General features: G+C 63.9%; 8 protein-coding genes and 1 pseudogene. All 9 read right to left on the bottom strand.

The window, feature by feature from the left end:
- Window positions 1-2: 2 nt before the first annotated feature.
- A complete protein-coding gene (locus G1E_RS06850; RefSeq protein WP_009686729.1) occupies window positions 3-2519 on the bottom strand; it encodes an excinuclease ABC subunit UvrA in 2517 nt (838 codons plus the stop codon).
- 57 nt (window positions 2520-2576) lie between these two features.
- Window positions 2577-3674 carry a type VI secretion system protein TssA gene (gene tssA / locus G1E_RS06845; RefSeq protein ID WP_009686730.1) on the bottom strand — a complete coding sequence of 366 codons (1098 nt, stop codon included), beginning with the start codon at window positions 3672-3674 and terminating at the stop codon, window positions 2577-2579.
- A 94-nt stretch (window positions 3675-3768) separates the two neighbouring features.
- Window positions 3769-4287, bottom strand: a complete 519-nt coding sequence (locus tag G1E_RS06840) for a type VI secretion system tube protein Hcp (protein ID WP_009686731.1) — start codon at window positions 4285-4287, stop codon at window positions 3769-3771.
- Between the two features lie 143 nt (window positions 4288-4430).
- Entirely contained in the window at window positions 4431-6923 is a 2493-nt protein-coding gene (tssM, locus tag G1E_RS06835) for a type VI secretion system membrane subunit TssM (RefSeq protein ID WP_009686732.1), read from the bottom strand.
- Window positions 6920-7828 (bottom strand): type VI secretion system-associated protein TagF, encoded by a 909-nt coding sequence (tagF, locus tag G1E_RS06830; protein ID WP_009686733.1) that lies wholly within the window; start codon window positions 7826-7828, stop codon window positions 6920-6922. Before tagF ends, tssM begins: the two co-directional genes overlap by 4 nt.
- Window positions 7825-11633 (bottom strand): annotated as a pseudogene (locus G1E_RS06825) (type VI secretion protein IcmF/TssM N-terminal domain-containing protein). Before G1E_RS06825 ends, tagF begins: the two are co-directional and overlap by 4 nt.
- Window positions 11634-11663: 30 nt before the next feature.
- Window positions 11664-12380 carry a type IVB secretion system protein IcmH/DotU gene (icmH, locus tag G1E_RS06820; protein WP_009686736.1) on the bottom strand — a complete coding sequence of 239 codons (717 nt, stop codon included), beginning with the start codon at window positions 12378-12380 and terminating at the stop codon, window positions 11664-11666.
- Window positions 12377-13720 (bottom strand): type VI secretion system baseplate subunit TssK, encoded by a 1344-nt coding sequence (tssK, locus tag G1E_RS06815; protein ID WP_009686737.1) that lies wholly within the window; start codon window positions 13718-13720, stop codon window positions 12377-12379. Before tssK ends, icmH begins: the two co-directional genes overlap by 4 nt.
- Window positions 13717-14439, bottom strand: coding sequence for a type VI secretion system lipoprotein TssJ (tssJ, locus tag G1E_RS06810; protein ID WP_033691262.1), 723 nt, complete (start codon window positions 14437-14439; stop codon window positions 13717-13719). The genes tssK and tssJ overlap by 4 nt, the downstream gene beginning before the upstream one ends.
- Window positions 14440-14463: the final 24 nt, after the last annotated feature.

Below are 14463 nucleotides of genomic sequence, written 5' to 3'. Positions count from 1 at the left end.
CCTTACAATGCCTTGGCCAGAAACGCCGCCGTGCGGCTTTCCTTGCAGTTGGCCACCACTTGCGGCGTGCCGCTGACCACCACCTTGCCCCCGGCAGCCCCGGCACCTGGCCCAATATCGATCACCCAGTCACTCTGCGCCACCACCCGCATGTCATGTTCCACCACCACCACGCTGTGCCCAGCCTCGACCAAGCGGTTCAGTTGCAGCAGCAGCCGGTCGATGTCTTGCGGGTGCAGGCCATTGGTCGGCTCATCCAGCACGTACAGGGTCGCGCCCCGGGCCAGGCGTTGCAGTTCGGTCGCCAGCTTGATGCGTTGCGCCTCCCCCCCGGACAGCTCGGTGGCCGGCTGGCCCAGGCGCAGGTAACCCAGGCCGATGTCTTGCAGCACCTGCAGGCACCGCCGGGCCGGAGGCTGTTCGGCAAACACCTGCAGGGCCTGGTCGACGGTCAGTTGCAGCACTTGCGCAATGTTCATGCCTTGCCAGCTGACCGCCAGGGTTTCGGGGTTGTAGCGCGCACCGTGGCAGGTCGGGCAGGGTGCGTACACGCTGGGCATGAACAGCAACTCGACGCTGACGAAACCCTCGCCTTCGCAATTGGCGCAGCGGCCCTTGGCGACGTTGAAGGAAAAGCGGCCGGCGTCGAAGCCTTGCGCCTTGGCTTGTTCGGTGGCGGCAAACAGCTTGCGCACATGGTCGAACAACCCGGTGTAGGTCGCCAGGTTGGAGCGCGGCGTGCGCCCGATCGGCTTCTGGTCTACCTGCACCAGGCGCTTGATAGCCTCGAGCCCGGCGCTGACATGGCCGCTGCTGGTCTGTTGCGGTTCGTCTTCCAGGCTCTGCTCTTCAGGCTCGTCGCCTTGCCCGGCATGGCCCAGGTGCGCGCCCACCAGCTCCAGCAGGGCCTGGCTGACCAGGCTCGACTTGCCCGAACCGGAAATACCCGTTACCGCCGTGAAGCAGCCCAGCGCAAATGCTGCGCTGAGGTTGTCGAGGTTGTTGCGGCTGATGCCTTCCAGCTTCAGCCAGCCACGGGGCTGGCGTGGCGCACGCGGGGCCTGGGCCTGGGCGCCGAACAGGTAGGCGCGGGTGCAGGACTGCTCGACCTTGGCCAGCCCCGCCGGGGGCCCGCTGTACAGGATGCTACCCCCGTGCTCGCCGGCGGCGGGGCCTACATCCACCAGCCAGTCGGCCCGGCGCATGGTGTCCAGGTCGTGCTCCACCACATACACCGAGTTGCCCGCCTGCTTCAGCCGTTGCAGTGCCTGGAACAGCGCTTCACTGTCGGCCGGGTGCAGCCCGGCCGAGGGTTCGTCGAGTACGTAGATCACGCCGAAAAGCTGCGAATTCAGCTGGGTGGCCAGGCGCAGACGTTGCAGTTCGCCCGATGACAAGGTGGGCGTGCTGCGCTCCAGGGCCAGGTAGCCCAGGCCCAGTTCGAGCAGGGTGTCGATGCGCTCCAGCAGCTCATGGGCGATGCGCTGCGCGGCCAGGCGCTTTTCCAGGGTCAGCTGGCTTTGCTGTGGCTCCAGGTAGCCCGCTGCCGCGACCTTGCGCAGCACCTCGGCCAGCGCTTGCAGCGGCAACTGCGACAGCTCGGCGATGTCCAGCCCGGCAAAGGTCACGCCCAGCGCTTCACGCTTCAGGCGTTTGCCGTGGCACAGCGGGCAGGCGCTGGGGCGCATGTACCGGGCGACGCGCTTGCGCATCTGTGCACTTTGCGAATGCATGAAGGTATGCATGACATAGCGCCGGGCACCCGTGAAAGTGCCCTGGTAGCTGGGCTCCAGCTTGCGCTTGAGGGCCTGGCGGGTTTGCGCCGGGGTCAGGCCGGCATAGACCGGTGCGGTGGGCGTTTCTTCAGTGAACAGGATCCAGTCGCGCTGGGCCTGGGGCAGGTCGCGCCAGGGTATGTCCACGTCATACCCCAACGTGACCAGGATGTCGCGCAGGTTCTGCCCTTGCCAGGCCATTGGCCAGGCCGCGATCGCGCGTTCGCGGATGGTCAGTGACGGGTCGGGCACCATGGTCGCCTCGCTCACCTCATAGACGCGCCCCAGGCCGTGGCACTGCGGGCAGGCACCCTGCGGGGTGTTCGGCGAAAAGTCCTCGGCGTACAGCATGGCCTGACCTGCCGGGTACTGCCCCGCGCGTGAATAGAGCATGCGGATGGAGCTGGACAATGTGGTCACGCTGCCTACCGAAGAACGGGCGCTTGGCGTGCCCCGTTGCTGTTGCAAGGCAACTGCCGGGGGCAGGCCTTCGATGGCATCCACATCCGGCACACCCACCTGGTCGATCAGGCGCCGCGCGTAGGGTGCCACCGATTCGAAATAGCGGCGCTGGGCTTCGGCGTACAGGGTGGAGAACGCCAGTGAGGATTTCCCCGAGCCGGACACCCCGGTGAACACCACCAGCGCATCGCGCGGAATATCCACGTCGATGTTTTTCAGGTTGTGCTCGCGGGCACCACGGACACGAACGAAACCGGTGGGGGGAGTGGAACGTGGCGGCATGGCGCTTTCCTTGGCGGTACGGGAAGCTCACGGTAGCAGCATAGTCGCTGACGTGGGTCAGGGTTTCGGTTCGCGGGTGCCAAGTACGTCGCGAATGTTGTCCACCACATTGCTGTCTTTGATCACATCGCTCAGCCAGCCTTCCAGCGGCATGTTGCCCCACTTGATGGCACGTTCTATCAGATACGGCACCGGGCTTTGCGGTTCAGTCTGTTTGAAAAACTGAGCGATGCCGGCCAGCATGCTGAAGGCTTCGTCCCGGGTCAGCGGGGTGGTACGCATGGGCGCAGGCGCAGTGGGCTGGGCGGGAGTGTTCATGGCTTCACCTGCCTGTTCGACGGGGGCGACGCTGGCTTCGGGTTCGTCGACCACGGGGGCTGGCGGCTGCAGCTCGACACCACGGTCTTTCAGCAGTTTTTCAGCCAGCTGGCTGGCCCGGGTCAGCATGTCGGCGAGACTGGCAAAGCTCGGTGCCTCGTGGCCGAACAGTTGCTCCGCAGTGGCCTGCAGGCGTTTGCAGGCTTGCAGGCTGTCACTGATCTGCAGCGCCTTGTTGCGCAGGTATTCGGTGTCGGACAGCGCCACCGAGCGCTGGAATATCTCGGCGTTGATCTTGCCTTCGTTCAATGCGGTCTGCATGGCCTTGGTGTCGCGCAGGGCCAGGTTTTCCACAAGACGTGATTCGTCGTAACGCAACACGCCAAAATTCTGCCCTTGGGTGATGGGCAAGCCACCGGCGATGTCGGTGAGTGTGCTCTTGAGCCAGGACAACCGGGCCGCCCGCTCGTCAAGGCCCTCTTCGAGGGTTGGGTACAAGTTTTCCCAGAACGCCTGCAGCAACTGTTCAGTCAGTTCCAGGCCGAAGGTGATGCCTTCGAAGTGCGCGCGCTGGGCCAGGCCTTCGCTGAGCCAGGCTGCCAGCATCAGGTCCTTGCTGTGTTGGGCTAGCCCCTGGGCAGACAAGTTGATCACCTGCTCCCAGTCGGCGGTTTTCAAATCGGTTTGCCAGTCGCCCTGGGTCAGGTAGTCCGGGTCGGCCCGGCGCGCCTCCTTGATCTGGTCGAACAACGCAGAGAAGCTCAAGTCTTCGCCACTGCCACCTTCGATGGGTGCGACCAGTGCGGCCAGCGAGAGGTCATTGAGAATGTCAGGCATAAAGCACTCAGGTTCTGGCTAGTGAACAGCGTGCCAGGCTGGCTGGCACACTGTGAAGGATGGGCCGCTGAAGCGGCCCTGGGCATGCAGGTAATCAGGCGAAGACTTTGTTCGCGGTGCGGTCCCAGCCACCGACGATGTTGCCGCCGGCCTGGCCGTCGGTACGGTTCTGCTGGGTGTAGGTGGTTTTGATGCGGGCGAAGTTGAAGGTGATTTCTTCGATCGGCAGGTCGCTGACCGCCTTGTCTTCACCGGCCTGGTTGCCACCGGCAACGAACTTGACCGACGACACCACGACTTCTTCCATGTCGATGGTCAGGTAGGTGACCTTGTCACCACCGGCGCGGTTGACGTTGAGCTTCAGCTTGGCAATGTGTTTGCCGGTGCAGCAGTGCTCGAACAGTTTGGCCGATGCCTTGTCGACCGATTTGCGGATTTTGAAGTCGCTCAGGGCAACACGCTCGGACGACGCGCCGCCCGAGGAGCTGGCAGTCGCCGAGGTCGCCTGGGTGGCGCCGTACTCGTAGCCCAGCACTTCGATCCAGTCCTTGTGCTTTTCGTCCAGTACTTCGCCTGGGATGCCGTCGATTTGGATATACGCGTCAAATGCCATTGTGAAACTCTCCATTAACAACTGGTAAAGGGTTGCTCATGCGACCCTTGGTTTTTCACCTCGCCGACAGGGCGGCAGAGGTAGCGTGCCGCCACCCGGTGCTCCTCCTGTGAGCCCGGGTGGCCGGTTGGTGCGGCGCGCGCTCAGTTGAGCCCGCGCACTTCGATTTCTACCCGGCGGTTGGGCTCCAGGCATTTGATCAACTGGGCCCGTGCCTGTTGCATGTCACAGTTGACCAACGGTTTACGGCTGCCTTCGCCCTGGGCCACCACCAGTTCGGCCGGGACGCCCTTGCCGACCAGATAAGTCCGAATGGTTTGCGCCCGTTGTTTCGATACCTGCAGGTTGCTCTGGCTGTCACCGAGCTGGTCGGCGTGGCCGGAGATGACGATCTTGCCGATATTGGGCGTGTTCAACAGTTTGCTGGCGATGGCACTGAGCTGGTTCTGGCCCTCGCTTTTCAGGCTCTGGAAATCTGCCCGGCCAAAGGCGAACAAGGTGTCCGATTCCAGCGTGATGGTCTCGATCGCGCGTAGCGACTGGGCACGCAGGCTGTCGATGTAGTTGCGCGAGCTAGAAATCAGGAAGGCGTTGTCGAGAATGCGCGGCACATCCGTTTCGCGGATCTGGTCGGCATAGAAGGTGATCTGCCGGCTGGCGTACAGGTAGTCCTGGTCGCCCTTGCCCTGGTTGGCCTCGGACAGGCTGTGGCCGGTGTGCCGAGCGATGGCCGGGTACCAGTAGTCGGGCAGGTGCGCCTTGAGAAACGCCGGGTCGGCCTTCTCCCGCTGGGCGGGCGAAAGCATCACGTAGGTGTCCAGTGTCGCCTTGCCGAAATCGGCGATCGACTGGGCGCGGTTGTCATGTGGCAGGGCTTCGGCCTCCACACTGTCCACGCCGCTCACCGGTTGCAATTCGCGGGTATTGCGTTGGTAGACCTTGAGCGTGGTCAGCAGGTAGAGCGTGCGGGTGAGGTTGTCTGCGGTGGGCTTGAGCATCACCTGCTGCAGGGTGGTGAAGTAACGGTCGCGCAGCAGCGGCTCAACCTGATGGCCCTGGTACAGGCCCAGACGCAGGCTGAACGGTACACCCTGCTCACGGTGCTGCCGGTAGTAATGGGCGGCCCAGAAGCGCAGGCGGTCCAGGCTGCGCCAGGCGGCGTACTGGCCAGCGGCAGCCTGGTCCTGGCGCTTGGCCTCGGCCAGCTCGCTCGCGATGCTACCCAGCACCGCACGGTTGTTCAGGTACGACCAGCCCCACAGGCTGCACAGCACCAACCCGGCGAGGCTGGCACAGGCCACCCAGGCGGCCTTGCGCCGGCGCTCGCGGTGGTTGCTGGTGTACAGCGCCACCAGGTGCTGGTCGGGGATGATGACCTTGCGGAACAGGCTGTTGATGAACAGCGGCGCAGGCTGGCTGCCTGCGCTGACCGCCCCCTCGCCGTGTTCCAGGGCAAAACGCTCGGCAACATGCTGGCCATGGCTGCCCCACAGCGCTTCATCGGCCTGCAAGGCGGCAGTGAAGTAGAAGCCACGCAGCATTTCGGCATTCTGGTAGGGGTTGGCCCGCAGCAGGCTGTCGACGAACGCCTGCAGCCGTGGCTTGATTGCGGCCAGCTCCAGCGGGAAGCGGTAAGCGGCGTCGTTTTGCCGCGTTACCTGAATGTCCTGCTGCACCAGTTGCTGGCTGGCAACCTGCTGCCAGTAGCGGGTCAAGTCGTCCATCGCCTGGCCAAAACGCTGGCCCCAGTCCGCCTGTTCGTAGCCTTTGTGCGCGAAGGTCTTGCCCATCACTTCGCCGCGCGCGGCCTCATCCAGCTGGCGATAGAAGGGGGTGAAGCCGGGTATCAGGTCGCACTTGGTGAATACCAGGTAGATCGGCAGGCGCACTTCCAGCAAGGCGCAGCTTTCCTGGATGCGTTCGCGCAAACGCTTGGCCACCCGCTGCTGGTCTTCGGCGGAGCCGTGCACAACGTCGGCGATGCTGACACTGACGATCAGACCGTTGAGCGGGCGGCGTTGCCGGTGCTGGCGCAGCAACTGCAGGAAGCCACGCCACTTGCCGGCCTCTTCCGGGCTGTTCATGTAGCGCCCGGCAGTGTCCAGCAGCACCGCTTCAGAGCTGAAGAACCAGTCACAGTTGCGCGTGCCACCCAACCCTGCGACGCGTGCACCTTCGCGCTCGGCGTAAGGGAAGTTGAGGCCGGACTGCAGGATCATGGTGCTCTTGCCAGCGGCGGGCTGGCCGATCACCAGGTACCAGGGCAGCGCGTACAGGGCGTCTTTGGCAGAGGTGCCGCGTGGCGTGTTCTTGTGCAGGCGCTCGATGCCCTGCAGCAGGCGCTCGCGCAACAGGCTGACCTCCTCGCGGTCGGCCGGCGTGGCATTGAGTACAGCCTGGTCGGCGTCGTCGCGCAGCAAGCCTTCGAGGTTGTGATGCTGGCCGGCGCCACGGTACAGCAGCAGGACGTAGCCCGCCGACAGCAGCAGGAAAGCCCCGATGCCAGCCAACAGGCTGTGCAGCGAAGCGAAGCCCAACGCGCTGCCGATCGCCCATACCAGGAAGATCACCAGGAAAAACGCCACCCCCAGCAGATAGGGTTGGTAACGCAGGCAGTAGTACTTGATCTTGTTCATACAGGCGTCGCATCCAGCGCATCGACGAATTGCTCGATAACGCGTTCAAGGGGTAGATCGAAGTCGTGTTGGCCGCGGGCCGATGCCGCAGGGCCCAGTAGCGCCAGATGCTGCTGGGCCTCGGCACAGCCGCAGAGCAGGCGATAGGCACTGCTGGCGTGGCGTGACGGGAAGCAGAACAGGCGCGGGTGCATGAAATCGTCCGCCAGCAGGCTCACGGCTGGCGTATCTGGCTGCCCGTTCATGTGGCACAGCCAAGTCAGCCACAGATCGGCTGTAGGGTTTTTCAAACCGCGCTCAGCGGGGAGGGGCAACTCAATGCCACCCTCGAAGTCACTGTGCAGCGCCGGCCGGCAGGCGCGCAGCCGTGTCAAAGCGGCGGCGCTGTCGAAACCTGGCCAGGAGCCGTGCAGTGCACGCGCGATATCGGTGAAGCTGAAGTCACGCAGGAACTTGGCGTGCACCCGGCGGAACAGGTCCAGGTCCTGGGCTTGCAGGGGGCGCAAGGCCTTGACCTGTTCGAACAAACGGGAGCCGTCGGCACCTTGCACGGCCTGGTGCAGCAAAGGCTTTATCTGTGCGCAGAACAGCTCGCCCAAGGTGAATGGGTTGCCCAGGGCCATGCCTTCCTTGCCCTTGAGCAGTTGGTAGATGAAGAACGGATAGCGCCGGTTACTGGCGTCACGCGAGCTCAACAGCCCGCCCAGCAGCCAGTTGCCATTGCGTGCGCGGTACGTGAAGAAGCACATCGGCAACCCATCGAACAGTGCCTGCCAGTCTTCGCGGTGGCGCATGGCCGCCAGCGAGGTCTGCAGCCAACTGTCGAATTCGCAGACTTCCTCCGCCGCGCCATGCAGGCTGACGAAGTCTGCGCTCGATGGCAGTTTGCCGAAGCAGCCGATCATTGGGCACTCCTGTCGTTGAGTGCGCTTAGGGCCTTGACCTGGCTCAGGTCGGTCAGTTTTACCCCACCGAAGTTGCGCACCACCAGGCTCACTCGGCCATTGGCGGTGTTCCAGCTGAAGCGCTGCTGGATGCCGTCGAGGTCGTCGACGCGGGCGCTTTCGTTCATGCGCAGCAGGCCCCAACGCCCGGGGAAGTCGAACACCGTTACCCGTGCGCCACTGAGCGTTACCACATCCAGGCGAGCGCCCGGGGCGTTGCTGGTGCCTGGCCAGGCGAAGCGGCTCCAGCTGCTGCGGCCGTTGCGGTAGTGCTGTTCCTGCCCATCGAGGGTGAACACGATGTCGGTGAAGTTGGCCGAGGGCTCCAGCATGATTTCAAAGCCGTTGTCGCGGTCTGACAGGCTGGCGATCACCTGGCCTACCGAACTGGCCCGGTCGATGCTGTTGAGCATGCCAGGGTTGACCAACGCCGGTGCCTTGCCATCACCTACGCCCAGACCTTCGCCGCCGGCGAGGTTGCCGATTTCGTTGCGTTTGAAGGCTGGCAGCAGCCCCGAGTCCGGGTCTACGAAACGTTGCAGGTCTTTGACCGAGGCTTCGTTGCGGCTACCACCGGCAATCGGGTAGCGGTGCGCCATGACCTGCTGCCAGGGCTTGGCGATCTGCTGTGCCCAGGCTTTGGCGATCTGCTGGCCGGCCGGGTCACGCAAGGTCGCCCAGGCGTACTGGATCGGCAGGTTGAACAAGCCTTGCAGCGAACGCGACAGGCTGTCCTGGCTGGTGTCGACGCTGGTTTCCACGTAATTGCGTACCGTGGTGACCTCGCTTGGCTGGCCTTCCAGGGTTTCGCTGATCAGCTGCTTGCTGCTTTTGCCGACATCCTGCGACCGCTGGATGTTGTTCATGCGGACCTTGAGCTTGCGCAGCGCCGCCAGGTAGCGGTCCATGATGGTGCTGTCGGCGCCTTCGGCGTTGTTCTGGGCGAATACCCGGGCAACCGGTTCGAAGCGCTTGGCGAGGCTGCCGTCGTCCACCGCCGGCAGGGCCGGGGCTACGTTGGCAGGCAGGCTGTCGTTGGCGTCGAACAGCCCGGTAACCTTGCTCCAGAAACCGTCATCACGACCAGTGCCGGCCGACGGTACTTCGCGTTTGACCGGCAGGTCCCACTGGGTATTGTCGTTCACAGCCTGCAGCAGGTTCTTTACGGGAGAGTGCTGAACGTCGCTCAAAAGCCCCAACTGCTGGGTCGCCGATGCCAGGTCGGCGAAGTGGCGCACGCCCACGCTACTGACCATCTTGTACCAGGCTTGGGTGTAATCGCGCTTGTAGCGGCTCATGAATTCGCGCACGAAGTTGGCCTTCTGCACCAGGGCATCGCCGCCGTCGCCGTCCAGTACCCAGTCGGACTCGTTGCGCAAGTTGCTCGATACCAGCTTGATCAGTTCAGGCTTGACGAACGTATCCCAGCCTTGGCGGGTATAGATCGCAGGTACCCCGGCCGACCCGTACAGCAGTGCGCGCCCAGGTTGAGGCACAAGGTCGTTGAGGCTCAGTGCCGGGAATTGGCGGCTGGATTCGAGTTGCAGGCGCAGGTATTCGCGATCGACCAGCGAACTGGAAATCATGAACGACTTGAGGTTCTGCCGGGTTTCGTTGATCAGTTGGTCGTTGCGTGGCAGTGAAGGCGCCTGGCCCTGCTCCAGCAACTGCACATACAGCGGAGTGTTTGCGGCGATCACGTCGGCGCTGGCGGGGGTGCCTTCGCCGGCCGCCGCGGCCCAGGCCTGTGGCAGGCTTGCGGCAATGAAGGCCGGGTCTGGGTGGGCGTCGGGTGCCGTCAGCAGCAGGTACAGTTTGAGCGTGTTGTAGGCGTCGATGATCGAGGCGACTTGCTGCTCGTCGAGGCGCCCCAGCATCTCTTCGGACAACGACAGACCACCGGTGGTCGCGGACAGCTCGGCGGCATCGCTGGCTGTGGCCAGGTTGACCTTGGCCGCATGGGCGCCTGCGCGGGTGTTGGCCAGCGCGGCCTGCGCTTTGGCTGCAACCGCTGGGGCCAATGGCTTGGCGTTGCGTTTTTTCGGCGGGGCCGGGGGGGAGNNGTGAACTCCAGTGACTGGTTGATACCCGCGGCGAAGGTATTGAACGCGCGCATTTGCACTTGCAGGCTACGGGCGATCGGTTCCAGGGCCTGGCTGCGCAATTGCGCCAGATACGCGCTGCGGGTCACCTGGTCAACCGCCTCACCGTGGTACAGGCCGGCGCTGAGGCGCAGCGGCACGCCTTGTGTGCGATGCGACTCGACAGTGGCCATCTGCTCGCGCAGCACTTGCAGGCCTTTGCCCGCGGCCAACTGCTGCTGGCTGTCTTCGGCCTGGCCTATCTGGGCCAGCTGCAGGCGCAGATTGTCCAGCCATTGGCGGTTGTTGACGAACGACACTGCCTGCCAGCTGACAAGCAGCACGCCGGCGGCAACGGCCAGGCCCAGCAGCAGCGGGCTGAGCCCCGCTTGGCGGCCTTGGCGCGAGTGATACAGGCTGAGGTCACGGTCGGGGAAAATGACCCGGCGGAAGGTGTCGGTAATGAAGTAGCTGCGGTTGCCCGCTGCCGTGCCAGCCTGTTCGGCCTGGCCATCCTCGGCCGCCTGCAAGGCGAATTCGTCGGCGATGGCGTCTTCGTACACGTGCCCCAGTTGTTGCCCGGTCTGCAGGGCGCTGGTGAAGTACAGGCCGCGCAGCATCAGTGGGGCGCCGCTGCGCTGGCCGTGGGTGAAGTGCCCGAGGAACTGCTCGAGCACACCGCCCAGCGCGGCGAAGTATTGCTGGAAGTTCAGCAGCGTGCTGTCGGCTGCAGCGCCCAAGGCGATCACTTGTGCGTCGACGTGCTGGCGAATGTGGCTGTGCAGGTTGCCCAGGCGCGCCTGCAGCACCGCCTGCAGGCCTTGGTTGCGGATTTCCGACAACGCGAAGGTCATGCCCAGCGGTTGCTGGCGTTGGTGCAGGTCCAGGCCATCAAAAGCCTGGCTGAAGCCCGGCAACTGGTCGGTCTTGCTGAGCATCAGGTAGAGCGGTGGGTTGGTGTCGAGGCACTGGGCGTATTCTTCCACCCGGGCTACCAGCTGCGCTGCCAGGGCATCACGCTCTTCGCTGTTGGCGGCCAGCAGTTCGGGCAGGCTGACCACGAGCACCAGGCCATTGATCGCTGCCTTGCCGCGCTGCTTGCGCAGCATGCGCAGGAAAGCCGAAAACTCGCTTGCCGACTGGTCGTCACGCAGGTAACGGCCGGCGGTGTCGATCATCACCGCGTCGGGGCTGAAATACCAGTCGCAGTGCTGGGTGCCACTTTCGCTGTCGTTGGCGGTGGCGATACTGGCTGACAGGCCGGAGTGGGTCAGCAGCGAAGTCTTGCCTGCCGCCGACATGCCGACCACCAGGTACCAGGGCAGGTCGGACAGCGCCGATTTGCCACCGCCGCCGGCGGAGCGGTCGGTGCGCAGCATGCTGATGGCATGCTTGAGGCGCTCGCGCAGTACCTGCTGGTCACGGAACTCGCCGGTGGCATTCCACGAGCGGTCGACTTCGATCTGCAGCAGGTTCTCCAGGTTGTGCTCGGCACGAATACGCTGGTACTGGCGCAGCACGACGGCCAGCAGGAAGCAGGCGCTGATGATGGCCAGGGCTTCGGGCAGGTGCTGCTGCAGCCACGGCAGCAGCGGCGACACCAGCCAACAGACCAACAGGCTCCCCAGCCACAGCAGTAGCAGCAGAACCCAGAAACTATTCAAGAGGCGCAGTAATGTTTTCATGTCTTCCTGACTCGGCTACCTGAGGTGCACTCAGGCACTGAACAGCTGGCGGATTTGTTCGGAGAGGGCGGCGACGTCCTTGTCCAGCAACCAGTCAAGGGTCAGGTACACGGCGACGCAAACCAGCGCGATCAGCGCCAGGTACACCCACAGCGGCACTTCGTGGCGCAGCATCTGCGACACCTGGTCCGGCAGTGCCCAGTCCGGTGACAAGGCCTTGGGTGCCTTGCGGTAGCGGGCGATGTCCTGGCCGAGGGTGTTGGCCAGGTAACGCAGCTGGTCTTTCTGGCCAAGGCTGAACTTGCCCTCGAAGCCAAGCGCCAGGCACAGGTGATAAACCTCGAGCACATCGAGGTTCTGTTTGACATCGCCCCGCAGAGCCTCGACCTTTTCGAAAAAGCCTTCACCCGCCAGGTGCACGCCGAAATAGCGGAACTGCAAGGGTTGCAGCTCGAAGTGCTGGCGCAACGCGTTGTCGCCAGCGCGCAACACGCTTTCATCCAGGAAGGCGCAAAGCGCGTACTGGGTGTCCTTGACCTGTTCGGCGCTGTAGTTGGCGGCACGGGCGTCACGTTCAAGGTTGGCGAAGAAGCGTTCGACACTTCCTTCGAAGGCCTGCACCGAAGTGACCTGGCGGCCACGGCGCACGATCAGCGCCATGCTGATGAAGTCTTGCACCAGGTCCTTGAGCGACGGTTTGGCAGGGGTGGGCATGGTAGCGCCCTGTTGCAGTACGGCTTCGGTCATTTGAGCACCGCCATCAGTTCAAGCTTGAGGTTGGTAAAGGCGCTGGGCGCGTAGAAGCAGATGGTCTGGGCGTTCATCATTCGCTCATACACCTGGCCATGCGGCTCGATGGCGAAGTACTGGTTGTCCAGGCGCACCGGGATCGCGTTGGGGAGCCGCGCGGCGTGGTTGAGGGTAACGCCGGGCATGGCACTGTTGACCACCACCTCGATGTCTTCGGGCGAGCCGATCTTGAAGGCCCGCGGCACCAGTTCCAGCAAGCTGGCACCGGGCATGTCGGCATGGACCGACACGTAGAAGTCGGCCTCGACCAGGCGCGGGTCGTGCAACTGCCCTTGCCAATACGACGGTTTGGTCTGGGTGAGGTTGATGACGATGCACTGGTTGGGCACGACGTTGTCCAGCATCACCCTGATCATCTCGTCCAACTTGACCAGCGATGCGGCGGGGTCGTGGTGGTCGTACTCGGGGATGTCGGCCAGTTGAGTGTCGAGGGTGAAGGTCAGCAGGCCACCGGCAAGGTCGGCAAGGAACAGGTACAGGCGCTCTGGGTGCAGGCGTGGGTGGGCCAGCAGGTGGGCCAGTTGCGGGTGCGCCCGGTTGACGGTGTTCAGCAGCCAGAACAAGGTGACATCGCTGGAGCCGAACTCGGCGATCTGGTCGGCGCGTTCGCGGCGCCGGCCAGACAGTGCCTTGCTTTTGGCCTGCAAGGCGCCGAGCAGGCGCTTGCCAATGCCGGCCAGGGTTTCGTGGCAACCCAGGTGCAGGGTAGGGTGGACGAAATGCGGGTCCAGATTGAAACCGCCCATGCTGTTGCGGGTCAGCTTGGCCAGTGGGCAGTAGCTATAGCCATCGAGGCTATCGCCGTCGACCAGCAGCACGACGTTCAGGCGCAGGCTGGTGATCTCGTTCTCCAGTTCGCCTTCGTTGAGGTCGGGCAGGGTGTCGAACTGTTTACGATAGCGCCGCGCTGCCTTGTGTTCCTGGCCGTCTTCGACGTAATTGAGGCCGAACGGCTCAGGCAGCTTCAGGGCAGCGTACACCTTGAGGTCGTTGGCCTTGAGCAGGTCTTTGAGGTCACGCGCGGCCGGCAGTGGGTCGTGCTGCGGCGCGTCGTACAGGCTGCCATCGGGGAATACCAGCTTAAGGCGCTTGAGTTGCAGCGAACCGTTGCTCAGGGCGTCCTCGTCCACTTGCAGCGCCTGTACACCCCAATGGAAGGGGGTGCTGCGCAGGGTCGCTTCGGCCAACTGATGTTGGTGAAACTCGTCCTGATACTGAAAGTGCTGGGGCAGCAGGAACATGCCTTCCGACCACATCACCCGGCTCTGCTTGCTCATTTGACGCTATCCACGAAAGAGTTGAAGGAATTGTCGACGGCGTTTTGTGCTGATTTGCCAGCCATATCGCTGGCCTTGTCGAGCGCGGCGTCCTGCACCTTGTCGGTGAGGCCAGGCGCGGCTTGCCTGGCGCGCTCGGCGGCGGCCTGCTGCTCGGCGGTCGGCGGCTTGTTCAATACGTCCACACCGCGCATGGCATGGATCTCGGTCTTGTCCACCAGCACGCGCAGGCCGTCCGATGAGAACCAGATCCCGTCCTTGCGCAGCGAGTCGGCGTCGAAGGCGACTTTCCAGCGGGCATCCTGCTCGTCGCGGAAAAACGCTGCCACGCCGACATACCGGGCGCTCTTGGCCAGCGGCCATTGGTCGATCTGGCCAATGCCCGGTAGCAGGGTGATCTCGCGTGCCTCCACCAGGGTGTTGCCCAGGGCTTTCTGCGGGGTAGCCCACAGGGTTTCGGCATCGCTGGCGGCGAAGCGCTCGAGGTCGGTCAGCTGGTACACGCGCATCACCACCGACAGCGGTTTGCCGTCGGCATCCGGGTTGAGCTGGTTGCCGCCATCAGAGGTCAGAATGACTTTTTCGCTGTCGGCCAGCATGTCGGCCGCCCAGCTGTCTTCCATGCGCTTGCCGATGCGGTCGGTAACCCCGCAGCCGGCCATTGCCAACAGCAGGGCAAGGGCAGTCAAGCGTTTGAGGGCAGTGTGCTTGTGGTACATGACGGCAAAAACCTCCGGGTGCGG

It is taken from the genome of Pseudomonas sp. TJI-51 (assembly GCF_000190455.2).
In the GTDB taxonomy this organism is placed as follows: domain Bacteria; phylum Pseudomonadota; class Gammaproteobacteria; order Pseudomonadales; family Pseudomonadaceae; genus Aquipseudomonas; species Aquipseudomonas juntendi.
The sequence above is the reverse complement of the archived record's forward strand: the minus strand, read 5'-3'. Positions and strand labels throughout refer to the sequence as shown.

Bases quoted from the DNA above. Each gene is read 5' to 3' on its own strand.
- tagF (WP_009686733.1), bottom strand. From the start codon at position 7,828: ATGATCGGCTGCTTCGGCAAACTGCCATCGAGCGCAGACTTCGTCAGC.
- G1E_RS06850 (WP_009686729.1), bottom strand. From the start codon at position 2,519: ATGCCGCCACGTTCCACTCCCCCCACCGGTTTCGTTCGTGTCCGTGGT.
- tssM (WP_009686732.1), bottom strand. From the start codon at position 6,923: ATGAACAAGATCAAGTACTACTGCCTGCGTTACCAACCCTATCTGCTG.
- G1E_RS06840 (WP_009686731.1), bottom strand. From the start codon at position 4,287: ATGGCATTTGACGCGTATATCCAAATCGACGGCATCCCAGGCGAAGTA.
- tssJ (WP_033691262.1), bottom strand. From the start codon at position 14,439: ATGTACCACAAGCACACTGCCCTCAAACGCTTGACTGCCCTTGCCCTG.
- tssA (WP_009686730.1), bottom strand. From the start codon at position 3,674: ATGCCTGACATTCTCAATGACCTCTCGCTGGCCGCACTGGTCGCACCC.
- tssK (WP_009686737.1), bottom strand. From the start codon at position 13,720: ATGAGCAAGCAGAGCCGGGTGATGTGGTCGGAAGGCATGTTCCTGCTG.
- icmH (WP_009686736.1), bottom strand. From the start codon at position 12,380: ATGACCGAAGCCGTACTGCAACAGGGCGCTACCATGCCCACCCCTGCC.